A 23,454-nucleotide genomic window follows, 5' to 3' on the forward strand; every position below is an offset into this window, starting at 1 on the left:
ACTTACCACCCTCCGTAACCACGTAGGCACGCCTTCCCTTCCTGTCCGAAGGCCGTCATCCGAGTGGCCCTTTTGTGGTGATAATCGGCCTCTGTCTTGGCTCCGCGTGGCACAGATCCCACAGGCATGAGAACTGGCTCGCTGCGAGCGAAGGGTCGACGCGATGGAGCTGACCGCAGGAAATCCGGCAGGGGCGCGGACGGACGGCGCGCGGGCGGGGGTTCGCGGTGCTCCCGGCCCGGCGGGTCCGCCCCCGGCCGGGCGTCCGCTGCCGCCCCTGGCCGAACGTCCGCTGCCGCCGCGGGGCGGCGTCGGCGACCGGGCCGGCGGTGCGCTGCTGGGCCTCGCGGTCGGCGATGCGCTGGGCGCCCCGGCGGAGAACATGCGGCCCTCCGAGATCCGCCGCCGCTGGGGCCGTATCGAGGGCTTCGTCAGCGACGACCCGGCGGGCACGGACGACACCGAATACGCGATCTTCTCCGGGCTGCTGCTGGCCCGGCACGGCTCCGCGCTCACCGTCACCCATGTCGAGCGCGCCTGGCACCTGTGGATCGCCGATCTGGACGAAGGGCCGTTCCGGGGCGCCGGTTTCAGCGAGCGGGGCACGCTGGAGAACCTGCGCCGGGGACTGGCCGCCCCCATCTCCGCCCAGCACCGGCATGCCTGGAGCGACGGTCTGGCGATGCGGGCGGCGCCCTTCGGGGTCTTCGCCGCGGGCCGGCCCGCCGAGGCGGCCAGGCTGGTCGCGGTGGACGGGCGGGTCAGCCATGACGGCGAGGGCATCTACGGCGGCCAGGCGGTGGCGGCCGGGGTGGCGGCCGCGATGACGGGGGCCGGGGTCACCTCCGTGATCGCCGCCGCCCTCTCCGTCGTACCGATGGACTCGTGGACGGCACGCTCGCTGCGCCGGGCGGTGACCGCAGCGCAGCACCCGTATCCCGACCGCCTCACCAGGGAGCGGGCGGTGCGCTCGGCCGTCGTCATCGGCGGCTACCCGTGGACGGACCTGGCGCCCGAGGCGGTGGGCCTGGCCTTCGGCGCGTTCGCGGCGGCGCGCGGCGACTTCCGTACGGCGGTGCTGATGGCGGTCAACATGGGGCGCGACGCCGACACGACGGCGGCGGTGGCGGGCGCCCTGGCCGGTGCGCTGCACGGCGCGTCCGCCATCCCGCGCATCTGGGCGGACGCGATCGGCCCGGTCCGCGGCAGCTGTCTCCCCTCGATGCGGGGCTACCACGTCCTGGACATCGCGGAGTTGCTGACCCCGGACGAGAACGAGGCGGAGGAACGGGGCGGGGTGTCGCCCGGACCGGGGCCCCTGGTGGGCGGCACGGGAACGGCGGCGGGGCGATGACCACGGCCAGGGACACCCCACGGACCGAGCACCCGGACGCACGCGAACGTGCCGGCGACGAGCGGCTGCGCGAGGCCCCACGAACCGAGGCCGGCCCCCCGGCCGCCCGGCCGGCCACGGAGCGCCGGGCCCGGATCGAGGGGCTGCTGCTCGGGCTGGCGGCCGGGGACGCCGCCGGGTGGCCGGCGGCGCGGCACCGGGCGGCCCGGATGCCGGAGTGGACCCGGCGCCTGACCCGGGAGCTCGACACCTTCGCCGAGCAGAACGCGACGACCACGCTGCCGGTCCCCATCGCGCTCAACCAGCCGCCCGAACCCCTGCGGCTCGGCCCGTCCGACGACGCGGAATGGGCGGCGTTCGCTGCCGGGACCGTCCTCACCTCCGCCGCCGGCGCGCTGCAGGGCCTGACACCCGGGCGCCGGATGCGGGCGGCCGTGGACGCGGCCTGGAACGCGCTGGCCGCCGAGGTCGCCGCGGCGGCCGCCCGGGCGCCGGAGGTCGAGTCGGCGGTCCTGCCGCTGCGGGCCCGGATCTCGGTCCGGGCCGGGCTCGGCAACCTCGCCGCCGGTCTCCGCCCGCCCGCCACCGGCCACGACAACCCGCACTACTTCGACGACGCGGCGTGCGTGCGGGCCGCCGTGCTGGCCGTCGTGCACCCCGGCGATCCGGCGGCGGCGGCCGATCTCGCGGAGTTCGACGCGCGTTACACCCAGGACGGCGACGGGGTGCACGGGGCGCGGGCGATGGCCGCCGCGGTCGCCGAGGCCCTCGCCGGCGCCGACGTGGACACCGCGGTGAACGCCGCGCTGGCCCAGCTCCCCGAGGGCACCGAGATCGCCCGCAACGCCGCCCACGCGGTCCGGATCGCCCGCGACTTCGCCGGCGAACGGGCCGGCGCGTTCGCCCTCGTGCCGGTGCTGGAGCATCAGATCGTCGACCACGTCTACAGCTACGGGATCGCCGCGGCCGAGACGGTCCCCGTCGCCCTCGCCCTGGCCACCGCGGCCCGCGGTGACATCGCGCAGGCCGTGCCGTCCGCGGCCTGTCTGTCCCGGGTCGCCGACTCGGCCCCCGCCCTGGCCGGCGCGCTCACCGGGGCGCTGGGCTCGGTCACCTCCGTGCCCGACGGCTGGCGCGAGGCGTGCCGCACCCTGGCGGGGTGCGCGCTGCCCCGTTTCGCGGGCACGGATCTGATCGAACTCGCCGGGCTGCTCGCAGACACGGAACCGGCGCCCTCGGGTGGACAATTCGGACATGACATCCACAGCGCCCCTGGCGCCCACGAGGTCCGCACCCCCCACGACGCCTGCGGGGCCCACCCTCGATGAACGGATCGCGGGCGCGCTCGTCGGCGCGGCCGTCGGCGACGCGCTCGGCGGTCCCGTCGAGGGCCGGCCCCCCGAGCAGATCGTGGCCCGGCACGGCGGCCGGATCACCGGTGTCGTCGGTCCGTGGGACGGCGACGACTGGCGTACCGCCCGCCCTATCGCTCCGTACCACAAGGGCGACGGGCACGTCACCGACGACACCTTGATGACCCATGCGCTGGTCCGGGTGTACGGGAAGGTGCGCGGCCATCTCGACGCGTACGCGGTGGCCGATCACCTCGTGCCGGAGCTGATCTCGAACCCCCGCTGGATTCCGGAGCTGGAGGCCGAGGCGCTGCCGCTCCAGCGGATCTTCCTCGCGGAGAAGTGGATCGTCGCCCGGCTGCACTACGGGCATGTCGACCCGCGCGAGGCGGGCACCGGCAACATCGTCAACTGCGGGGCGGCGATGTACATGGCGCCGGTCGGTCTGGTGAACGCCGCCGATCCGCAGGCCGCGTACGCCGAGGCGCTGGATGTCGCGGGCGCCCATCAGTCGTCGTACGGGAGGGAGGCGGCCGGAGTCTTCGCGGCTGCCGTCGCGGCTGCCTGCGTCCCGGGGGCGACGCCCGCGAGCGTCGTCGAGACGTGTCTGTCGCTGGCCAAGGACGGCACCAGGGCCGCCATCGACGCGGTCTGCGAAACCGCCGTCGGGCACCGGGACTTCGAGTCCGCGCTCGCCCCGCTGCGGGAGGCGGTCGCCCCCTTCGACACCGTCGGACCCGACTACCGCGCGCCCTCGCTCGGCGCCCGCCGCCCGTCCCGGCTGCACGCCATCGAGGAGCTCCCCATCGCCCTCGGGATGCTGCTGGTCGCGGACGGGGACTACCGGCAGGCGGTCCTCGGGTCGGTCAACTACGGGCGCGACTGCGACTCGATCGCCACGATGAGCGGCGCGATCGCGGGCGCGCTGCACGGCGAGCGGGCGGTCCCCGCCGACTGGGCGACGACGGTCGGCGAGGCCAGCCGGCTCGATCTGCACGCCCCGGCCCGCACCCTGGCCGAGGTCGCCCGCGAGGTGTTCGCGCACGACACGGCCCGCCGCCGGCGCCACGAGGCCGCCTTCGCCGCGCTGGCGGGCCGGCCGTGACCGCGACGGTGCGGGCCACCTGGGTGCAGCCCGAGGACCTCGTGGGGCACGAGTTGCGGCAGGCGTCCGAGGACGGGCGGGACGTCCGGGACATCGAGCGCCGGTGGTACGAGGCCGGCGGCTCCCCCGCCCCGGACCGCGCGGGCGCCTCGGAGCCCGGGGCCCCGCCCGGGCTGCGCGCGGTCGCCGGGCGTCTGCTCGACGAACTCGCCCTGATGGAGTCGCCGCTGGCCGACGACGAACCGACCGGCCTCGACGCGGTGCGGGCCGCCTGCCCGCACTGGCCGGCCCCCCGCACGGAGCCGTCCGCCGTGGGGCGCGAGCGGCTGCACGCGGCCTGGCTGGGCCGCGCCGCCGGGTGTCTGCTCGGCAAACCGGTCGAGAAGCTGCCGCTGGAGGGCATCCGCGCCCTGGCCCGCGCCACCGGGAACTGGCCGCTGAGCACCTGGTTCACCGCCCGCGGCCTGCCCCCGGCGCTGGCCGCCACCTACCCCTGGAACCGCCGTTCCGCCGCCACCTCGCTGGCCGAGAACATCGACGGGATGCCCGAGGACGACGACCTCAACCACCCCCTGCTCACCCTCCTGTTGCTCCAGCGGCACGGGCCCGCGTTCACCACCGCCGACCTCGCGAGGCTCTGGCTGGACGAGCTCCCGGCGGGCCGGACGTTCACCGCCGAGCGGGTCGCGTACCGCAATCTGCTCGACGGCGTCGAACCTCCGGACACCGCCCGCCACCGCAACCCGTTCCGGGAGTGGATCGGAGCGCAGATCCGTGCCGATGTGCACGGCTGGACCCATCCCGGCGATCCGGCAGCGGCGGCGGAGCAGGCCCACCGCGACGCGGTCCTCACGCACACCGGGAACGGGGTGTACGGCGCGATGTTCACCGCGGCCGCGCTCGCCGAGGCGGCCGGCGGCGAGACCGATGTGCACGGGTGCCTCGCGGCCGGCCTGCGCGTGGTTCCGCCGCGCTCACGGTTCGCCCGGGCGGTCCGGGACGGCGTCACCGCGGCCCGAGAGGAGAACCGTTTCGATTCCGTCGTCGACCGGCTGCACGCGGCCTACGGCCGGTATCACTGGGTGCATGTGCTGCCCAACGCGGCTCTGCTCGCCGCCGCCCTCACCCATGCCGACGGTGACTTCACCGGCTCCATCTGCCGTGCGGTGTCCGGCGGCTGGGACACCGACTCCAACGGGGCGACCGCCGGTTCGCTCGCCGGGCTGCTGGCCGGGCGGCCCGACGCGCTGCCCGACCGGTGGACCACCCCGCTGAAGAACCGGCTCGCCACATCCGTCACCGGTTTCGACTCGGTCGGCTTCGACACCCTCGCCGATCTGACCCACCGGCTCACCCACCAGGAGGCACTCCGCCCATGACCAACGTCGCGGTGCTCGGCAGCACCAATATGGATCTTGTGGCCTACGTCGACCGGGCCCCGGAGCGCGGGGAGACCGTCACCGGGCGGGAGTTCCGCACCGTTCCCGGCGGCAAGGGCGCCAACCAGGCCGTCGCCGCGGCCCGTGCGGGTGCCGACGTGCTGATGATCGGCGCGGTGGGCGACGACGAGTACGGCGTCCGGATGCGGGAGAACCTGGAGCACTCGGGCGTCGACACCGACCTCCTGCACACCGCCGAAGGGCCCAGCGGCACCGCGCACATCGTGGTGGACGCCAAGGGCTCCAACGCGATCGTGGTGATCCCCGGCGCCAACGGCACCGTCACCTCGCTCGGCCCGGGCGAGATCGCCGCCATCGCCGGCGCCGATCTGCTGCTGCTCCAGCTGGAACTGCCGCTGTCGGCCGTGCTCGAAGGGGCCCGCGCCGGTCACGCCCAGGGCGTGCGGACGGTCCTCACCCCCTCCCCCGTACAGCCGCTGCCCGCCGAACTCCTCGACTGCGTCGACCTGCTGATCCCGAACGAGCACGAGGCGGCCGAACTGTCGGGCCACACCGAACCGCACGCGGCGGCCGAGATCCTGCTCAGCCAGGTGCCGGCGGTCGTCATCACGCTCGGTTCGAAGGGCTGCCTGTACGCGGCGCGGGGCAGCCGGACCGTCCACTTCCCCGCCCCCGACGTGACCGCCGTCGACACCACCGGTGCAGGGGACACCTTCGTCGGCACGCTCGCCGTGGCGCTGGGCGAGGGGCGTCCGGTGCCGCAGGCCATCGCCTGGGCCTCGTCGGCCGCCGCGCTCTGCGTACAGAAACCCGGCGCCTCGGTCTCCATGCCGTACCGCACCGAGATCGACGGCGCATGAGCGCCCCCGGAGCGGCGCCCCTGACGGGGCTGCGGGTCATCGATCTCGCCACGCTGTTCGCGGGCCCTCTGTGCGCGACCATGCTGGGCGACTTCGGCGCCGACGTGATCAAGGTGGAGCATCCGGGCAAGCCCGATCCGTCGAGGGGGCATGGCCCGGCGAAGGACGGCATCGGCCTGTGGTGGAAGGTGCTCGGACGCAACAAGCGCAATCTCACGCTCGATCTCTCGTGCCCGGGTGGCCGCGACCTGCTGTTGCGGCTCGCCGCCGACACCGACGTGATCATCGAGAACTTCCGGCCGGGCACGCTGGAGCGGTGGGGGCTCGGGCCGGCGGAGCTGCACGCCGTCAATCCGCGGCTGGTGCTGGTACGGGTCACGGGCTTCGGGCAGTTCGGTCCGTACGCGCACCGGCCGGGCTTCGGCACGCTCGCGGAGGCGATGAGCGGGTTCGCGGCGATCACCGGGGAGCCGGACGGCCCGCCGACGCTGCCGCCGTTCGGTCTCGCCGACTCGATCGCGGCGCTCGCCACGTCGTTCGCGGTGATGGCCGCGCTGGCCGGCCGGGACCGCACGGGCGCGGGCCAGGTCGTGGACATGGCGATCATCGAGCCGATCCTGATGGTGCTCGGCCCGCAGCCGCTCTGGTACGACCAGCTCGGCTACGTCCAGCCGCGCACCGGCAACCGTTCGCGCAACAACGCCCCACGCAACACCTACCGCACCTCGGACGGGCACTGGGTGGCCGTCTCCACCTCGGCGCAGTCCGTCGCGGAACGGGTGATGCGCCTGGTGGGGCGCGCGGAACTGATCGACGAGCCGTGGTTCGCCTCCGGCGCCACGCGGGCCGAGCACAGCGACGAGCTCGACGAGGCGGTCGGCCACTGGATCGGGCGGCGCACCCGGGAGGAGGCGGTCTCCGCGTTCGAGAAGGCGGAGGCGGCCATCGCGCCCATCCACGACATCCGTGACGTGATGGAGGACCCGCAGTACCGTGCCCTGGACTCCGTCACGGAGGTCGACGACCCGGAGCTGGGGCCGCTGCGGATGCAGAACGTCCTGTTCCGGCTGTCCGCGACTCCGGGGTCGATCCGTTGGGCGGGGCGGCCGCACGGGGCCGACACGGAGGACATCCTGACCGGCCTCGGTCTGAGCGGCGCGGAGATCGAAGCTCTGCGGGCGGAGCGTGTCCTGTGACCGTCGAGACCCCGTTGACCTGGCTGTACGTACCCGGCGACCGGCCCGACGTGGTGCGCAAGGCCTGCGATGCGGGGGCGGACGCGGTGATCGTCGACCTGGAGGACGCGGTCGCCCCCGACCGCAAGGAGTACGCGCGGTCGGCGACCGTCGAACTGCTCGGCGAACCGGCTCCCCCCACGGCGGCGCCGGTCCATGTCCGGGTCAACGACGAGACGGACGTCCTGGCCCTGGCCGGGCTGCCGGGCCTCGCCGGGCTGCGGCTGCCGAAGATCACGCATGCGGCGTCGGTCCACCACATCGCGGCGCTGGCCCCGGGTGTCGCACTCTGTCCGCTGCTGGAGTCGGCGCTCGGCATCGAGCACGCGTACACGGTGGCCAGTGCCCATCCGCAGGTCCGATCCCTCGCCCTCGGGGAGGCGGACCTCCGGGCGGATCTGGGGGTACGGGACGATGCCGGGCTCGACTGGTCGCGCAGCCGGGTGGTGGTCGCGGCCCGGGCGGCCGGGCTGGCCCCGCCCATCCAGTCGGTCTTCCCGGACGTCCGGGACCTGGACGGGCTGTGGGCGTCCTGCGCCCATGGGCGGGCGCTCGGCTTCCTGGGCCGGGCGGCGATCCATCCGCGGCAGCTCCCGGTGATCGAGCGGGCGTTCCGGCCGACGCCGCAGGAGGTCGAGGCGGCCCAGGAGATCGTCGAGGCGGCCCGGCTCCAGGCGGGCGCGCTGGCCCTCCCGGACGGCCGCTTCGTCGACGCGGCTGTGGTCGCCCAGGCCCACCGCACGCTGGCCCTGGCCGGGCGGGGTCGGTGAGCGGTTCGCGGGAACCCAAGCCGTCCGGCGATTGAGGACACCACCACCCGCAGGGACCCCCTGCCGGCAGAAAAATCAAGCCCGTCCGGCGATTGAGGACACCCTGCGCCGGTGGGCGGCAGCAAACCCAGCCCGTCCGGCGATTGAGGACACCGCAACCCGTCGGGACCCACCCCGCGCCGGTGGGCGTGCACAGAGCGAGGGGCCGCCGAATCGCTCGGCGGCCCCTCGTCGTCGCGTGCGCGGCGCGGCGTCAGCCCTTGGCCGTCTCCGCCTCACCGCTCGTCTTCGGCGCATCGTCGGCGTCGGCGTCGGCCTCGGCGTCGGCGTCGGCCTCGACCGGCTCCGCCTCGCCGGACTCCGCGTCCTCGGCCTCGACCGCGTCCGGCGTCTTCGACGCCTCAGGCTCGACGATCTCCTCGCGCCCCGGCCGTACCTTCGCCGAGATCACGATGTACGCCACCGCCAGTACGAACATGATCAGCGCGGTCCACACGTTCAGGCGCAGGCCCAGGATGTGGTGGGCCTCGTCGACGCGCATGTACTCGATCCAGGCGCGGCCCGCACAGTACGCGGCGACGTACAGCGCGAACGCCCGTCCGTGGCCGAGTTTGAACCGGCGGTCCGCCCAGACCACCAGGAGCGCCACACCGATGCACCACAGCGACTCGTACAGGAAAGTCGGGTGGTAGGTGCCGGCGACCCGGTTGGGGCCCTCGCTGATCTTCAGCGCCCACGGGACGTCGGTCTGCCGGCCGTACAGCTCCTGGTTGAACCAGTTGCCCCAGCGGCCGCAGGCCTGGGCCAGGGCGATGCCGGGCGCGAGGGCGTCGGCCCAGGCGGGCAGCGGGATCCCGCGGCGGCGGCAGCCGATCCAGGCACCGACAGCGCCGAGCGCGATCGCACCCCAGATACCGAGGCCGCCCTGCCAGATCTTGAAGGCGTCGACCCAGTTCTCACCGTCGCTGAAGTACAGCTGGTAGTCGGTGATGACGTGGTAGAGCCTGCCTCCGACGAGGCCGAAGGGGACGGCCCAGACGGCGATGTCGGCAACAGTGCCGGCTCTGCCGCCTCGGGCGACCCAGCGCTTGTTGCCGAACCAGACGGCGACGAAGACACCGATGATGATGCAGAACGCGTAGCCGCGGAGCGGGATCGGTCCGAGATCGATCACGCCGGTCGACGGGCTGGGAATGTAGGCAAGGTTCATGGCACGGTCGACGCTACCCTGCCGGGCGGCACGTACGGCAACCCGCCCGGCAACGTCTGGGTAACGAGCGGGCCGCCGATTCCCCCGGTTGCCCCCTTCTCAGGAGCCCGAGGGGGCGGGTGTCACCATGCCCGGCTTCTTGCCCTTGTTGGCTTCGGCGACCCACTTCTTCAGGTTGGCCACGGTGATCGGCTCGTCCCCCTTCTTGGGGAAGATCGACTCGCCGTTGAGCAGCGCCGTCGGCGTGCCCTGGAATCCGCCGTTCTGGAAGGCGGTGTTGGACTTCTGCACCCAGGCGTCGTGCGCGCCGTCGTTCACGCAGCTGCGGAACGCCGGCGTGTCGAGCCCGTCGACCTTCTTGGACAGCTCGATCAGCTTGCCGTTGTCGCCGAAGGCGTCGTCGGACTCCTGCGGCTGGTTGCTGTACAGGACGTCGTGGTACGCGGGGAACCTGCCGGCGTCCTGGGCGCAGGCCGCCGCGTTGGCCGCCTTCAGCGAGCCGCTGCCGCCCATGTTGCCGTCGATCAGCGTGGCGAAGTGGTAGTCGACCTTGAGCTGCCCGTCCTGCTCCATCCGGTGGATCGTGTCCCGGAAGGCGGTCTCGAACTGGGCGCAGACCGGGCAGCGGAAGTCCTCCCAGATGGTGAGCGTGGACGGGGCGTCGTCCGCTCCCACCGGGATGGTCAGGCTGTCCTTTCCGGTGGCGCCGGACGGTGCGACGGCGGGGCCCGACGCCTTGTCCTTGTCTCCCTTGCCGCCGGTGTTCGCCGCGATCAGGCCGACGACGGCGGCCAGTCCGAGGACTCCCACCACGGCCGCGGAGACGATCAGCGTGCGGCGGCGGCGCTCACGCGCCCTCGCCAGCTCGCGCTGCTGGTTCAGCCGGTCTCGCGCGGCCCTTTTTCCCTCTGGGTTCTTCTCGCTCACACCCGCAGCAACGAACCGGGGAGGCACTCGCGTGCCTCCCCGGTCCAGGTCCACCCATTCGGGTGAGCACGGATGTCAGCGCTTTCGAACACCTTCGGCCAGGTCGGCCGCCAGTGAACGGACGGCCGCGAGACCGGCCGCCTCGTCCGGGGCGTCGAGCATCCGCTTGACGAAGGCGGAGCCGACGATGACCCCGTCGGCGAAGCCCGCGACCTCGGTGGCCTGCTCGGCGTTCGAGACGCCGAGGCCGACGCAGACCGGGAGCTCGGTGGTGGCGCGGGTGCGCCGCACCAGGTCCTGGGCCTGCTCGCCGACCGAGACGCGGGTGCCGGTGACACCCATCAGGGACGCGGCGTAGACGAAGCCGGAGCCGGCCTCCGTGATGGTGGCAAGGCGCTCGTCCTTGCTGCTGGGCGCGACGACGAAGACGGTCGCGAGGCCGTGCTTGGCGGCGTGCTCGCGCCACAGCGCGGACTCCTGGACGGGGAGGTCGGGCAGGATGCACCCGGCTCCGCCGGCCTCGGCGAGTTCGGCGGTGAAGCGCTCGACGCCGTACCGGTCGATCGGGTTCCAGTACGTCATGACGAGGATCGGGATGCCGGTCGCCTCGTGGGCCTCGCGGACCGTACGCATCACGTCGACGATCCGCACGCCACCGCGCAGGGCGATGTCGTCGGCCGTCTGGATCACGGGGCCGTCGAGCACGGGGTCGCTGTGGGGCAGCCCCACCTCGACGACGTCGGCGCCTCCGGCGGCCACGGCCTTGACGGCCTCGATGGCACCGTCCACGGTCGGGAAGCCGGCGGGCAGATACGCGATCAGCGCGGCCCGGTTCTCGGCCTTGGCCGCGGCGAGCGTGGTGTTCAGCAGTTCGATGTTGCCGCTCACTTGACGTCCCCCTCGATCTCGGCCCGGTCACTGTCCGCGTCGGCCTCGACGACCGCGTCCGCGTCGTACAGCCCGAAGTAGCGCGCCGCCGTCTCCATGTCCTTGTCGCCGCGGCCGGACAGGTTGACCAGGATCAGGCCGTCCTTGCCGAGCTCCCTGCCGACCTCCAGGGCGCCGGCCAGCGCGTGGGCGCTCTCGATGGCCGGGATGATCCCCTCGGTGCGGGAGAGCAGGCGCAGCGCCTGCATGGCCGCGTCGTCGGTGACCGCGCGGTACTCGCCGCGGCCGATGTCCTTGAGATACGCGTGCTCCGGGCCGATGCCCGGGTAGTCCAGGCCGGCCGAGATGGAGTACGGCTCGGTGATCTGGCCCTCGTCGTCCTGGAGGACGTAGCTGCGTGAGCCGTGCAGGATGCCGGGCTCGCCCGCGGTCAGGGTCGCCGCGTGCTCGCCGGTCTCCACCCCGTGCCCTGCGGGTTCGCAGCCGATGAGGCGGACGCCGGCGTCCGGGATGAGGGCGTGGAAGAGCCCGATGGCGTTGGAGCCGCCGCCGACGCAGGCGACCGCGGCGTCCGGCAGCCGGCCGGTCCGCTCCAGGATCTGCCGCCTGGCCTCGACGCCGATCACGCGGTGGAAGTCGCGGACCATCGCCGGGAAGGGGTGCGGGCCCGCGACCGTACCGAAGAGGTAGTGGGTGCGGTCCACGTTGGCGACCCAGTCGCGGAACGCCTCGTTGATGGCGTCCTTGAGCGTGCGGGAGCCGGACTTCACGGCGATGACCTCGGCGCCGAGCATCCGCATGCGCGCCACGTTCAGCGCCTGCCGCTCGGTGTCGATCTCGCCCATGTAGATGGTGCATTCGAGGCCGAAGAGCGCGCAGGCGGTCGCGGTGGCGACTCCGTGCTGGCCGGCTCCGGTCTCGGCGATGACGCGGGTCTTGCCCATGCGCTTGGTGAGCAGCGCCTGGCCCAGCACGTTGTTGATCTTGTGCGAGCCGGTGTGGTTGAGGTCCTCGCGCTTGAGGAAGACCCGGGCGCCGCCCGCGTGCTCGGCGAAGCGCTCGACCTCGGTCAGGGCGCTGGGGCGGCCGGTGTAGTTCACCATGAGCGCGTTGAGCTCGGCGGCGAAGGCGGGGTCGGCCTTGGCCTTGTCGTACTCGACGGCGACCTCGTCCACGGCGGCGACGAGCGCCTCCGGGATGAACTTTCCGCCGTACGCGCCGAAGTACCCCTCGGCGCTGGGAATCAGACCCTCCGGGTCCGGAATGAAGAAGTCGGACGACATCTCGACGTGCTCCTCGGCATGGCAGTGGGTGGGTTCACCGTATGCGCCGTGAGCGGAGCGCCGCCGCGGCCGTGGACGGCCGGGCGGTGCGGTCGTGCGATTTCCGCCGGATGGGGCGGAGTGCGACGGCCGGGGCTCGCTCTACTGCGCGGACCCCGTGCGCCATCGCATGCCGTTGACCTGGCCGGGCTCGTCCCCGATCACGTACCGCACCCGCCGGCCGTGCACGCGGCGCGCGGGGGCGCGGCAGCCGCGGGGGCGGCAGCCGCGGGCCAGCGGCGCGTGCGGGTTCCGGCCCGCGACCCGGGCGTGGCGCAGGCCCGCCCGGGGACGGCGCGCGGAACGGTCGGCGGTCACGGGTGCGGTCAGCTCCGTCCGTGCCGGAGGGCCGGGTGGGCGCCGGCGGCGACCAGGTCGGCGACGGCCGCCTTCGGGTCGCGGCCGGTCACCAGGGATTCGCCGACCAGCACGGAGTCCGCGCCGGCGTTGGCGTAGGCGATGAGGTCGTGCGGGCCGCGGACCCCGGACTCGGCGACCTTGACGATGTGGTCGGGGATCTCGGGGGCGACGCGCTCGAAGGTGGAGCGGTCGACCTTGAGGTCCTTGAGGTTGCGCGCGTTGATCCCGATGATCTTCGCGCCGGCCTCCACCGCGCGCTCCGCCTCCTCCTCGTCGTGCACCTCGACCAGCGGCGTCAGGCCGATGGACTCGGCGCGCTCGATCAGGGAGACGAGGGCCTCCTGGTCGAGGGCTGCGACGATCAGCAGGACGAGGTCGGCGCCGTAGGCGCGCGCCTCCCACAGCTGGTACGAGGTGACGATGAAGTCCTTGCGCAGGATCGGGGTGTCGACCTTGGCACGCACGGCCTCCAGGTCGGCGAGCGATCCGCCGAAGCGGCGCTCCTCCGTGAGGACCGAGATGACGGACGCGCCGCCGGCCTCGTAGTCCGCGGCGAGCGCGGCCGGGTCGGCGATGGCGGCCAGGGCTCCCTTGGAGGGGCTGGAGCGCTTGACCTCGCAGATGACGGTCACGCCCTCGCCGCGCAGGGCGGCGACTCCGTCCTTGGCCTGGGGAGCGCGCGCCGCGCGCTCCTTGAGCTCGTCGAGGCTGACGCGCGCCTGCCGCTCCGCGAGGTCGGCGCGAACGCCGTCGATGATCTCGTCGAGCACACTCACGCGAGAGGCCCCCTTCCGGGACGTTGACGGGGAACGGAACTGAAAACGATTGACCGTTCCGATGGTATCCGCAGGAGGCCGAAGGGCCCGCATCCGGCCGACGGGTGTCCCACTACCTGGGCATTCACGGCGCCAGCGCCGACCCGAACGGCAGGTTCCGGATCACGGTGAAGACCAGCACCACGGATCCGATCGCCCACCAGTGGACCGCTCGCGGCGCGATCCGCAGGGGCCGCCCGGCGGCCGCGCGGACCGTCCAGAGCACCCAGAACACGGCGAAGAGCGCGTACCCGACGACGGCGACGGCATTGGAGCCGAACGCCGCCGCGATGTCACCGTGTGCGAAGGCGTGGGCGCTGCGCAGCCCGCCGCAGCCGGGGCAGGCGAGGCCGGTGAGCCGGAGCAGCGGGCAGACCGGGTAGTGCCCGGGTTCGTTGGGGTCGACGGTGCCGACGTAGCCGAAGGCGGCGACGACGCCCGCCAGGACGCCGGCCGGCCGGGCGATCCGCCGCCACCACGGACCGGGAGCGGGGGCGGGCGGGAAGACCGGTGCGGGCCCGTGGCCGGGCCGCGGGCCAGGCGCGGGCGGGCCGGTCACCGGCTGCGGGCCCGGCGCGGGCAGCCGGCCGGTCACCGGCTGCGGGCCCGGGGCCGGCGGGGCGGGGGTAGGCGATGCGTCCACTCGGTGATTGTCGCCGCTGATACGGAAAGGCGCAGCCCGGGCCGGGCTGCGCCTCGCGTGGTCACGTCCCGCGAAGGGATTCAGGAGATCTGCGCCTGTCCGGCGCGGTCCCTGGCCGCTGCCAGCTCCGCCGACTCCTTCGGCATGCCGAGGCCGGCGGCCTTCATCGCGAAGCCCACGATCCCGCCGATGAAAACGACGGCGATTCCGGCCCAGAAGCCGAGCGGATTGGCCGCGACCATGAAGACGCCCGCGATGCAGAAGCCGATGAAGGCGATGATGACACCGGTCCAGGCGGCCGGGGTGTGTCCGTGGCTGCTGCCCGCCATGAGTTGCTCCTCGTTGGTGTTGCGCTGTTGGTATCGCTCGGGGGTGCCGCAGCCGTGCCGCTGTGCGTGCGGGTGTGCTGCGACCTCACGGCCATTGTCCCGTACGCGCGGGTGCGACGTGAGCTGGGGGGTCACGCCTCGCGCGTCGGGTCCTCGCCGCGGTCCAGGGCCTTCCACAGGTCCTCGGGCCGGTCGGGGTCCGGGGCGGGGCCGCGGGTTTTGCGGGGGCGCGGGGTGCCGTCGCGTTCGTACCGTCCGGACATCGTGGGCCAGCGGCTGCCGTAGCGCAGGGCGAGGAGGCCTGCGAGCAGGATCAGCAGGCCGCCGGCCGCGGTGACGTAGGGCCAGGCGGTGTGGCTGAGGGCCTCGATGGTGGCGGACGTGTCGCCGGTCGACCGGGCGGCCTTCTCGTCGAGTGCGGCGCTGTCGGAGGCGCCGAGGTAGGCGCTCAGGGCGGCACCGAGTCCGCTGAGGGCCAGCAGCCCGGCTACGGCGAGCCGGCCGGCGCCCCGGACGGCGAAGACGGCGACGAGGGCGGCCAGGCCGACTATGGCGAGGGCCGCGGGGAGGCCGGTGACGTCCTGCCCCTCGGCGCTCAGCGCCAGGGTGCCGCCGCCGACCGCGGCCTTGCCCCCGGCCCAGGTCTGCCCGGAGGAGAGCAGGACGACGGTGGCTCCGGCCGCCCCGAGGAGCAGGCCGGCCGCCAGGCTTCGGCGGCTTCCCGCGCTGTCGGGCGCGGCGGCGGCTTCGGCACGGGGCTGGGGTACGGGGACGGCGCTCACGTACTCCACTATCCCTTACGGCCCCGCGGGGGCCGACCGCCCCCCGTGTGCCGGTCGTCTCAGTGGGAGCCGAGCCGGTTGGCGGTGTGGACGGCGCGGAGCACCGCGGCGGCCTTGTTGCGGCATTCGGTGTCCTCGGCGACCGGGTCGGAGTCGGCGACGACACCGGCGCCTGCCTGGACGTACGCCGTGCCGTCCCGCAGCAGCGCGGTGCGGATCGCGATGGCGGTGTCGGAGTCCCCCGCGAAGTCGAGGTAGCCGACGCAGCCGCCGTACAGCCCGCGGCGGGTGGGTTCGAGCTCCTCGATGATCTGCAGGGCACGCGGCTTCGGGGCGCCGGAGAGGGTGCCGGCGGGGAAGCACGCGGTGAGGACGTCGAAGGCGCTGCGGCCTTCGGCGACGCGGCCGGTGACGGTGGACACGATGTGCATCACGTGCGAGTACCGCTCGATCGACATGAAGTCGACGACCTCGACGCTGCCGGGCTCGCAGACCCGTCCCAGGTCGTTGCGGCCGAGGTCGACGAGCATCAGGTGCTCCGCCCGCTCCTTCGGGTCGGCGAGGAGCTCGTCGGCGAGCGCCTGGTCCTCCTGCGGCGTCGCGCCGCGGTGGCGGGTGCCGGCGATCGGGTGGAGCATCGCGCGGCCGTCCTCGACCTTGACGAGGGCCTCGGGGCTGGAGCCCGCGACGTCGAAGCCCTCGAACCGGAAGAGGTACATGTACGGCGAGGGGTTGGTGGCGCGCAGCACCCGGTAGACGTCCAGGGCGCTGGCGGTGCAGGGGGTTTCGAAGCGCTGGGAGGGGACGACCTGGAAGGCCTCGCCCGCCCTGATGCGCTCCTTCACGTCCTCGACGGCGTCCTGGTAGGCGGGGCCGCCCCACAGGGCGGTGTACGGCGGGAGCTCGGAGGGCGGCAGGGCGGCAGGGGCGTTCTCGACGGGGCGGCGCAGGTCCTGCTCCATGGCGTCGAGCCGGGCGACGGCGTCGGTGTACGCCTCGTCGACGCCGGTGGCCAGGTCGTTGTGGTTGATCGCGTTGGCGATCAGCAGGACGCTGCCGTCCCAGTGGTCGAGGACGGCGAGGTCGGAGGTGAGCAGCATCGTCAGCTCGGGGAGCTTCAGGTCGTCGCCGCCGTGCTCGGCGATCTTCTCCAGCCGGCGCACGATGTCGTAGCCGAGGTAGCCGACCATTCCGCCGGTGAAGGGCGGCAGGCCGGATTCCTGGTCGTGCGGGGTGTGCAGGGTCTCGATGGTCGCGCGCAGCGCCTGGAGCGGGTCGCCGTCGACGGGCACTCCGACCGGCGGGGTGCCGAGCCAGTGGGCCTCGCCGTCGCGGGTGGTGAGCGTGGCGGCGCTCCGTACGCCGATGAAGGAGTACCGCGACCAGGTGCGGCCGTTCTCCGCGGATTCCAGCAGGAAGGTGCCGGTGCGTTCCGCCGCGAGCTTGCGGTAGAGGCCGACCGGGGTGTCGCCGTCCGCGAGGAGCCGGCGGGTGACGGGGATGACGCGCCGGTCGACGGCCAGCTTGCGGAACGTGTCGAGGTCCATGGCCGCAGACCCTACTTTCCGAGGGGAAGGACGTCGGCGTCGAAACAGGTGCGGTCGCCCGTGTGGCAGGCGGCGCCGGTCTGGTCGACCTTGACGAGGACGGTGTCGGCGTCGCAGTCCAGGGCGACGGACTTGACCTGCTGGATGTGACCGGAGGTGTCGCCCTTGACCCAGTACTCCTGGCGGCTGCGCGACCAGTAGGTGCAGCGGCCGGTGGTGAGGGTGCGGTGCAGCGCCTCGTCGTCCATCCAGCCGAGCATCAGCACCTCGCCGGTGTCGTACTGCTGGGCGATGGCCGGGACCAGCCCGTCGGCGCCGCGCTTGAGGCGGGCGGCGATGGCGGGGTCGAGGTCGCTGGCGGGCCGGGGGGTGCCGGGCGTGGGCGTGCTGGTCATGTGCCCATTGTGCCGTGGGCAGGTAGCGCGTCCGGGCGTGCGTCCACTGGGCGGACGGGGGGCGGCGGTCGTACGCTGGCGGGCATGTCGACCCATGCGAAGCGCGAACGACTTCTGCTTGCCGACCTGTTGGAGGCCGTCGGGCCCGAGGCGCCGACCCTCTGCCACGGCTGGACGGCCCGTGACCTGGCGGCCCATGTGGTGGTGCGGGAGCGGCGGCCGGACGCGGCGGCCGGGCTGGTCATCGGCCCGCTGAAGAACCGGCGTGACCGGGTCATGACCGAGTTCACCGACAAGCCGTACGAGGAACTGATCCAGCTCATCCGTACGGGTCCGCCGAGGATGTCCCCGTTCGCCCTGAAGCAGCTCGACGAGGCGGCCAACACCGTCGAGTTCTACGTGCACACGGAGGATGTCCGCCGGGCCCAGCCGGACTGGTCGGCGCGGGAGCTGGACCCGGTGTTCGCCGACGTCCTGTGGTCGCGTACGGAGAAGGCGGCGCGGGTCCTGGGGCGGAAGTCCCCGGTGGGGCTGGTGCTGCGCCGCCCGGACGGGCAGACGGCGGTCGCGCACCGCGGCACCCCGGTGGTGACGGTGACGGGCGAGCCGGGCGAGCTCCTGCTGTTCGCGTTCGGGCGCCAGGACGCGGCGCGGGTGGAGCTGGAGGGCGAGCAGGACGCGATCGGCCGGCTGACGACGGCGAAGCTCGGGATGTAGGCGCGTTCCGCGCCCATGGCGCGCTCAGCGCGGGAGCTCCGCGCGGCGCAGCGGGCCGAGGATCAGGCCGGCCACCGCGCCCGCCGCACACAGCGCGGCGCTGGCGGCGAAGACGGGGCCGGTCCCCCAGAGCGCGACGGTGGCGCCGGTGGCCGGGTAGCTGAGCGGCGCCAGGGCGTGGGTGAAGAGCGTCGAGACCGAGGTGACGCGGCCCAGGTAGGCGGGGTCGGCGGCGGTCTGCATGAGGGCGCCGCACAGGGCGCCGCCGAGGCCGGCGAAGAGTCCGACGAGGACCGCGACACCTGCGGCGAGCGGCACGGAGGGTGCGTACGCCAGGGCGGCGATGGCGGCCGCGCCGACCAGCACGGTGAGGCACATGACGAGCCCCGCCCGGCGGATCCGGCCGCGGACGGCGAGCAGCAGGGCCGAGGCTCCCGCGCCGGTGCCGAAGGCGGCAATGACCCAGCCCATTCCGGAGGCGCCCCAGCCGCGTTCCTCGCTGAGCAGGATCAGGCCGAGGTTGAGCGGTCCGACGAAGCCCAGTTCGCTGACGGCGACGACGAGCATCAGAGGGCCCAGCAGCGGGTGGCGGCGGATGTGACGCAGCCCGTCGGCCAGTTCGTGCCAGGCGGTTCCGGCGGGTCCGGCTTCCGCCTCGTCGCCGGCCGGCAGCGGGCTCATCCGTACGGCCAGGAGCAGCGGCAGCGAGACGGCGAAGAGCACGCCTGCCGCGGCGAAGGCGAGGACCGGGCCGCCGAGGGCCACAGCGACGCCGCCGAGCGGGGCACCGACGACGTTGGCGGTACGGGTGGCGAGGCCGCGCAGCCCCTGGACCCGGGCGAGCTGGGAGGCGGCGGTGATCCGCGGCGGCAGGGCGCCGACGGCGGGCAGGAAGAGGGCGTCGATCGCGCCGAAGACGAGTGCGACGGCGATGAGCATCCACACCGTGGGCGACGTGAGGAGCAGGGCGCCGGCCAGGCCGAGGACGACGAGGCAGCGGGCCGTGTCGCTCGCGACCACGACGCGGCGCGGTCCGAGCCGGTCGGCGAGCACTCCCCCGCCGAGCAGGAGCACGGCCCGGGGTATGGACCCGGCGGCGAGCACCAGACCGGTCTGGGAGGCACTCCCGGTGCGGGCGGCGGCCCAGGCGAGGGCCATGTAGTAGACGCTGTCGCCGATCATGGACGCCGTGTAGGCGCCGAGCCAGCGCAGGACGTTGCCGTCGCGGTGGGCGGGGCGTCCGGTGTTTCCGGTGTCCTTGGTGGCGGGGAGGGTGACGGTCACGGGTCGTCCTCTCGGGGCGCCGGTTCAGGTCCTGAACGGGAAGCCGTAGAGGTGCAGGGCGACGTTCTCGCGGTTCTCCGTGTCGCCGGCCTCGTCGCGGGCGCGGCCCTGCTCCTCGTAGCGGTCGACGAGCTCGTGCACCTCACGGCTGAGCGCGGAAAGTTCCTCGGCAGTCAGCCTGGCCAGGTACTCGGCGCTGTTTGAGGCGGCGCGCCACTGCGGGGGCCAGCTCTGGTACGCGTCGAGAAAACGCCGGTACATCTCGATGTGCTGGTCGAACGAGAGTCTGCTGACCGCGGTGTGGGTGGCGGCCTTCTCGGGGGCGTCGCTGAAGTCCTCGTCGTGGAAGTTCAGCCCCTTCGAGGCGGGCTGCCACCACCGTTCGCGGCGGTCCCCGCCCTCCCGGTCCGCCTCCTCGATCAGGCCGTGGTCGGCGAGCTTGCGCAGGTGGTAGCTGACCAGCGAGACCTGCTCGTCCACCTGCTCGGCGAGCTGGGAGGCGGTGGCCTGCCGGGCGATGTAGAGCGCCCGGTACAGCTTCATCCGCAGCGGGTGCCCGAACGCCTTGAGCGTGCCGAGATCGGACACCCGGCGTGGTTCGTTGCTTGCCATGCCTCCCACGGTAAATACGAAAGGAAACTTGCGCAATATCTATTGCGCAATAAAGGTTGCACGCTGTGCCGATGGTGCCGGCCGCTCCCCGCGCCCGGCGCGGGAGCCCAGGTATCCCAGCAGGAATCCGGCCGGGATCGTGATCAGCCCCGGCGTCTGGAGCGGGAACCAGTGGAAGTCGCGGGACGGGAAGAGCGCGATCGGCGTACCGGAGAACGCGGGCGAGAAGACCATCAGGAACACGATCAGCGGCAGCGTCCCGTAGACCGTCCAGCGCACCCCGCGCGCGTTGAACCACGGACGGAAGAGCGCGTACAGCAGGACCGGCGGCAGCACGGAGGCGGCTGCGGCGAAGGAGAGGGAGAGCAGAACCTGCGGATTGCGGTCATGGGTATATGTCGATACATAGACGGAAAGCGCACCGGTCAGCACGACGGCCAGGCGGGCGCGGAGGATCTCGCGCCCGGCGGACCGGTCGGACCGGGCGGCCGTACGGGAGCGGGCCTTCGCCGTGAAGTCGCGAGCGACGGATGAGGCGGCGGCCAGGGTGATCCCGGCCACCGCGGCCAGGGTGGTGGCGAAGACCGCACAGGCGACGAAGGCGAACAGCGGGGACTCGCGCGGCCCGTCGGCGCCCGGGTCGAGCGCGCCGGTCACCAGCAGCAGCGCGGTTCCGCCCGCCGGGTCCGCGGCCTGGATGATCTTGCGGCCGAGCAGGGCGGACGCGCCGAGGCCGACCACGACGACACCGGTGCACAGGAAGGCCACCGGCGCCGCCGCCCACACGGTGGCGCGGCGCACGGTCCAGCTGTCGCGCATGGGGTGCAGCCGCATCATGATGTGCGGCATGCAGGCGGCGCCGAGCACGAGGGTGAGCTGGAAGCCGAGGAGGTCCAGGGCGCCGGCGAAGGTGTGGCCGAACTGCAGCCCGGGGCGCGCGTAGGAGCCGCCGGCGCCGCTGCCGTGCCGGGCGGCGTCGAAGAGGGTGAACGGGTTCCAGCCGTAGCGGGCGAGCACCATGCCGGCGAGCAGGGTCACCGCGGCCAGCACCACCGCGACCTTGACGATCTGGATGTAACCGGTGCCGCGCATGCCGCCGACGGCCGAGTAGCAGACCATCAGGGCCCCGCTGGCGACGGTGCAGCTGGTGAGCGCGCCGTCGGGCAGTCCGAACACGGAGGCCATGACCCGGCCTGCGGTGGCGAGCTGGACCAGCAGCAGAGGCGTCAGGACGACCAGGGTCGTGATCCCCAGGGCGCGGCGTACGGTCGGGTCGCCGAGCCGGTCCGCCAGGAAGTCACCGAGGGTGAACACGCCCTTGCGGCGCATCGGTCCCGCCATGATCCGCATGACCAGGACCAGCGAGGCGACCGTGGCGACGGCGAAGAGGATGCCGTCGAATCCGGCGAGGGCGACGGAGCCGGTGGTGGAGAGCAGGGTGGCGGCCGAGATGTAGTCACCGGCGATGGCCAGCCCGCTCCCGGCGGGACCGAGGGCGGAGCCGCCGCCCGCGTAGAAGTGTTCCGGGTCGTCCTGGTCCGCGGCGGCCAGCCCGCACAGCAGCAGCGACACGGCGACGAATCCGAGGAAGACGACCACGGCCAGCGACCGGGCGTCGAAGCCGCCGCTCACCGGCGCGGTCCCGGGGCGGGGGCAGAGGGGACGGCGGTCGCGCGGGCGCGGGGCGCGTGGTGCGCGCGGGGTCTCGGGGGCACTGAGGGCATGCCGGTCACGGCATCAGGCGCCGGGGCCCGCGTACAGCGTGCGGGACCGAGGTGCTGCGCGGGTACAGCCGGTACGGGCGAGGTCTGTGCGCGAGCACATCGCGGGCCTGCGCGGCGGCAGTTGGGCGTGCGGGGCGCGGGACGGCGGGTTGCGTACGTCCCTGATGTGCCGGGACCGCACGGTGGCACGCCAGCGCATGCGGGGCCTGCGGGACGGTGCCGCCCAGGCCCCGCAGGCCCCGCCGACGGCCGGGGAAATCGCGGCCGCGCCCCGTCAGCCGGCCAGCAGGCGGCGGGCCGCCAGGGCGAGGGAGACCTCGACCGCGTCGGACGGGCGGGTCAGACAGCGGCCGGTCAGCTGCTCGAAGCGGCGCAGCCGGTTCAGGACCGTGTTGCGGTGGCAGTAGAGCCGGGTCCCCGCCCGCTGCGCGGAGCCGTCCGAGTCGAGCCACGCCGTGAGCGTCTCGATGATCACGTCGCGGTCGGCCGGGTCCAGCCGGTCCAGCGGCCCCAGCACCCGCGCGGCCAGGGCCGAGCCGAGCCCCGGGGAGGAGACGACCAGGGCGGCGGGCAGCTGCTCGTCGAGCAGGACGACCCCGCCCCCGGCCGGGCAGGCCCGCAGAGCGGTCTCCGCGAGGCGCCGGGCGTCCCCGACGGCCGCCAGCCCGTCGACGACGGAGCTGATGCCGACCCGGGCACCGGGCGGGGCGGACAACTGGGCGGCCAGCGCGGCGAGTTCCGTATCCCCGTCAACTGCGGCCGGAGGCCCCTCGCCCCCCTCCGCGGATCCGGTGAGCGGGGCGAGGGGCAGGGCCGGCCCCTCGCCCCGGGACAGCGGCAGGATCGCGAACTCCGCGTCCGGGCCCGGGTGCCAGAGCGCGTCCGTCCCCGCGGGCAGGGTCATCGGCGGCTGCGCGGTGCCGTGCGGGGCGCGGCGGGCGGTGGCGACCGCGAGCACCGCGTACCTGCCGTGCTCCGGCAGCCCCAGCATCGCGGCGGCGTCCGGCAGTTCGGCGATCTGGGCGGTGCCGTCCAGCAGCGCCGCCGTCATCAGGCGCTGGCGGTTCTCCCGCCGCCAGGCCAGTCGGCGTTCGGTCTGCCGGTAGGCGTCAGCGACGACACCGCAGTGCTCGTCCACGAAGTTCCAGACGTCCGCCGCGACGTGCACCAGCAGCCGGATGTCCTCGGGGTGGCGGCGGGCGGTGTCGTCCACCAGCTCCTGCCAGACCATCGCACCGCCCATCCGGAAGGCGTGCAGGACCGCGTCGAGCGGCAGGCCCTGCTCGGCCCGGGCCTCACCGATCCGGCGGGAGGTGCGGTGGGCGGCCTCCCGGAACTCCCGGGGCTGGATCAGCGAGCCGACGTTGTGCCGCAGCGAGTGGTGCACCTCCTGCCAGATCTCCGCCGCGTCGGCGTCGATGGCCGAGCGGTAGGCGGGCTCCTCCTCGCGCAGGGCCTCGACGAGCCGGTCCGTCAGCTCCGGCAGTCCCTCCATCAGCACCCGGGCAGCCCGGTGCAGTGCGGCGACGGCCTCGCGATCGGCCAGCGAACGGAAGCGGCGCGGCACCGGCGCGACAGGGGGCGGCCCGTGCAACGCCCTGACCCGTGAACGTACGACCTGCGGCATGGCGGCCTCCACCGGGATTCGGCCGGCTCCGGAATACGGCCGGCTCCGGTTCACCCAGCCCGGTGTTGGGCATGAGCACACCGAATCATCCTGACGCCCGCAGAATGGCATACCGCCCAGTCGGTACCTAGAGGTTTGCGTCGTTCTTCTCATCACGGTCCTGCAACCTCCCGGACTCGGACACCGCTACGGGGTC

Annotated in this window: 23 protein-coding genes; 8 read left to right on the plus strand and 15 right to left on the minus strand. The window is 73.8% G+C overall.

Annotated elements, in window-relative coordinates; all coding sequences use genetic code 11:
- The first annotated feature begins 163 nt into the window (after positions 1-163).
- The 7 genes from ABTX18_RS25715 to ABTX18_RS25745 are packed head-to-tail and all read left to right on the plus strand — an operon-like array spanning position 164 to position 8,076.
- On the plus strand, positions 164-1,354 hold the full coding sequence (locus ABTX18_RS25715; RefSeq protein WP_352125099.1) for an ADP-ribosylglycohydrolase family protein: 1,191 nt from the start codon (positions 164-166) through the stop codon (positions 1,352-1,354).
- A complete protein-coding gene (locus ABTX18_RS25720; protein ID WP_352125100.1) occupies positions 1,351-2,682 on the plus strand; it encodes an ADP-ribosylglycohydrolase family protein in 1,332 nt (443 codons plus the stop codon). Before ABTX18_RS25715 ends, ABTX18_RS25720 begins: the two co-directional genes overlap by 4 nt.
- A complete protein-coding gene (locus ABTX18_RS25725; protein ID WP_352125101.1) occupies positions 2,609-3,811 on the plus strand; it encodes an ADP-ribosylglycohydrolase family protein in 1,203 nt (400 codons plus the stop codon). The genes ABTX18_RS25720 and ABTX18_RS25725 overlap by 74 nt, the downstream gene beginning before the upstream one ends.
- Positions 3,808-5,190 carry an ADP-ribosylglycohydrolase family protein gene (locus ABTX18_RS25730; protein WP_352125102.1) on the plus strand — a complete coding sequence of 461 codons (1,383 nt, stop codon included), beginning with the start codon at positions 3,808-3,810 and terminating at the stop codon, positions 5,188-5,190. The genes ABTX18_RS25725 and ABTX18_RS25730 overlap by 4 nt, the downstream gene beginning before the upstream one ends.
- Positions 5,187-6,071 (plus strand): ribokinase, encoded by an 885-nt coding sequence (gene rbsK, locus ABTX18_RS25735; RefSeq protein ID WP_352125103.1) that lies wholly within the window; start codon positions 5,187-5,189, stop codon positions 6,069-6,071. Before ABTX18_RS25730 ends, rbsK begins: the two co-directional genes overlap by 4 nt.
- Positions 6,068-7,267 carry a CaiB/BaiF CoA transferase family protein gene (locus ABTX18_RS25740; RefSeq protein WP_352125104.1) on the plus strand — a complete coding sequence of 400 codons (1,200 nt, stop codon included), beginning with the start codon at positions 6,068-6,070 and terminating at the stop codon, positions 7,265-7,267. Before rbsK ends, ABTX18_RS25740 begins: the two co-directional genes overlap by 4 nt.
- Positions 7,264-8,076 (plus strand): HpcH/HpaI aldolase/citrate lyase family protein, encoded by an 813-nt coding sequence (locus tag ABTX18_RS25745; RefSeq protein WP_352125105.1) that lies wholly within the window; start codon positions 7,264-7,266, stop codon positions 8,074-8,076. Before ABTX18_RS25740 ends, ABTX18_RS25745 begins: the two co-directional genes overlap by 4 nt.
- A gap of 253 nt (positions 8,077-8,329) precedes the next feature.
- Here ABTX18_RS25745 and lgt read toward each other — a convergent pair whose 3' ends face one another.
- From lgt to hisI, 11 genes are all read right to left on the minus strand, one after another.
- Positions 8,330-9,286 carry a prolipoprotein diacylglyceryl transferase gene (gene lgt, locus ABTX18_RS25750; protein WP_352125106.1) on the minus strand — a complete coding sequence of 319 codons (957 nt, stop codon included), beginning with the start codon at positions 9,284-9,286 and terminating at the stop codon, positions 8,330-8,332.
- Between the two features lie 99 nt (positions 9,287-9,385).
- Positions 9,386-10,213: a DsbA family protein gene (locus ABTX18_RS25755; RefSeq protein ID WP_352125107.1), complete on the minus strand. Its 828-nt coding sequence runs from the start codon at positions 10,211-10,213 to the stop codon at positions 9,386-9,388.
- A 75-nt stretch (positions 10,214-10,288) separates the two neighbouring features.
- Positions 10,289-11,101, minus strand: a complete 813-nt coding sequence (trpA, locus tag ABTX18_RS25760) for a tryptophan synthase subunit alpha (RefSeq protein ID WP_352125108.1) — start codon at positions 11,099-11,101, stop codon at positions 10,289-10,291.
- Positions 11,098-12,384, minus strand: a complete 1,287-nt coding sequence (gene trpB / locus ABTX18_RS25765) for a tryptophan synthase subunit beta (RefSeq protein ID WP_352125109.1) — start codon at positions 12,382-12,384, stop codon at positions 11,098-11,100. The genes trpA and trpB overlap by 4 nt, the downstream gene beginning before the upstream one ends.
- Before the next feature lie 141 nt (positions 12,385-12,525).
- A complete protein-coding gene (gene trpM / locus ABTX18_RS25770; protein WP_352125207.1) occupies positions 12,526-12,702 on the minus strand; it encodes a tryptophan biosynthesis modulator TrpM in 177 nt (58 codons plus the stop codon).
- Positions 12,703-12,749: 47 nt separating this feature from the next.
- Entirely contained in the window at positions 12,750-13,559 is an 810-nt protein-coding gene (trpC, locus tag ABTX18_RS25775; protein WP_352125110.1) for an indole-3-glycerol phosphate synthase TrpC, read from the minus strand.
- Between the two features lie 124 nt (positions 13,560-13,683).
- On the minus strand, positions 13,684-14,241 hold the full coding sequence (locus tag ABTX18_RS25780; RefSeq protein ID WP_352125111.1) for a DUF2752 domain-containing protein: 558 nt from the start codon (positions 14,239-14,241) through the stop codon (positions 13,684-13,686).
- An 80-nt stretch (positions 14,242-14,321) separates the two neighbouring features.
- Positions 14,322-14,570: an HGxxPAAW family protein gene (locus ABTX18_RS25785; protein ID WP_352125208.1), complete on the minus strand. Its 249-nt coding sequence runs from the start codon at positions 14,568-14,570 to the stop codon at positions 14,322-14,324.
- 131 nt (positions 14,571-14,701) lie between these two features.
- Positions 14,702-15,361: a TIGR02234 family membrane protein gene (locus ABTX18_RS25790; protein ID WP_352125112.1), complete on the minus strand. Its 660-nt coding sequence runs from the start codon at positions 15,359-15,361 to the stop codon at positions 14,702-14,704.
- A gap of 50 nt (positions 15,362-15,411) precedes the next feature.
- Positions 15,412-16,899 carry an anthranilate synthase component I gene (locus ABTX18_RS25795; RefSeq protein WP_352125113.1) on the minus strand — a complete coding sequence of 496 codons (1,488 nt, stop codon included), beginning with the start codon at positions 16,897-16,899 and terminating at the stop codon, positions 15,412-15,414.
- Between the two features lie 11 nt (positions 16,900-16,910).
- A complete protein-coding gene (hisI, locus tag ABTX18_RS25800; protein WP_352125114.1) occupies positions 16,911-17,294 on the minus strand; it encodes a phosphoribosyl-AMP cyclohydrolase in 384 nt (127 codons plus the stop codon).
- 84 nt (positions 17,295-17,378) lie between these two features.
- Here hisI and ABTX18_RS25805 point away from each other — a divergent pair, with 84 nt between their 5' ends.
- Positions 17,379-18,011, plus strand: a complete 633-nt coding sequence (locus ABTX18_RS25805) for a TIGR03085 family metal-binding protein (protein WP_352125115.1) — start codon at positions 17,379-17,381, stop codon at positions 18,009-18,011.
- A 24-nt stretch (positions 18,012-18,035) separates the two neighbouring features.
- Here ABTX18_RS25805 and ABTX18_RS25810 read toward each other — a convergent pair whose 3' ends face one another.
- From ABTX18_RS25810 to ABTX18_RS25825, 4 genes are all read right to left on the minus strand, one after another.
- Positions 18,036-19,295 carry an MFS transporter gene (locus tag ABTX18_RS25810; protein ID WP_352125116.1) on the minus strand — a complete coding sequence of 420 codons (1,260 nt, stop codon included), beginning with the start codon at positions 19,293-19,295 and terminating at the stop codon, positions 18,036-18,038.
- 24 nt (positions 19,296-19,319) lie between these two features.
- Positions 19,320-19,907: a winged helix-turn-helix domain-containing protein gene (locus ABTX18_RS25815; RefSeq protein WP_352125117.1), complete on the minus strand. Its 588-nt coding sequence runs from the start codon at positions 19,905-19,907 to the stop codon at positions 19,320-19,322.
- Positions 19,908-19,946: 39 nt separating this feature from the next.
- Positions 19,947-21,539, minus strand: coding sequence for a sodium/solute symporter (locus ABTX18_RS25820; RefSeq protein WP_352125118.1), 1,593 nt, complete (start codon positions 21,537-21,539; stop codon positions 19,947-19,949).
- Between the two features lie 366 nt (positions 21,540-21,905).
- A complete protein-coding gene (locus ABTX18_RS25825; protein WP_352125119.1) occupies positions 21,906-23,258 on the minus strand; it encodes a PucR family transcriptional regulator in 1,353 nt (450 codons plus the stop codon).
- Positions 23,259-23,454 lie beyond the last annotated feature (196 nt).

It is taken from the genome of Streptomyces sp. NPDC096323 (genome assembly GCF_040302845.1).
Lineage (GTDB): Bacteria > Actinomycetota > Actinomycetes > Streptomycetales > Streptomycetaceae > Streptomyces.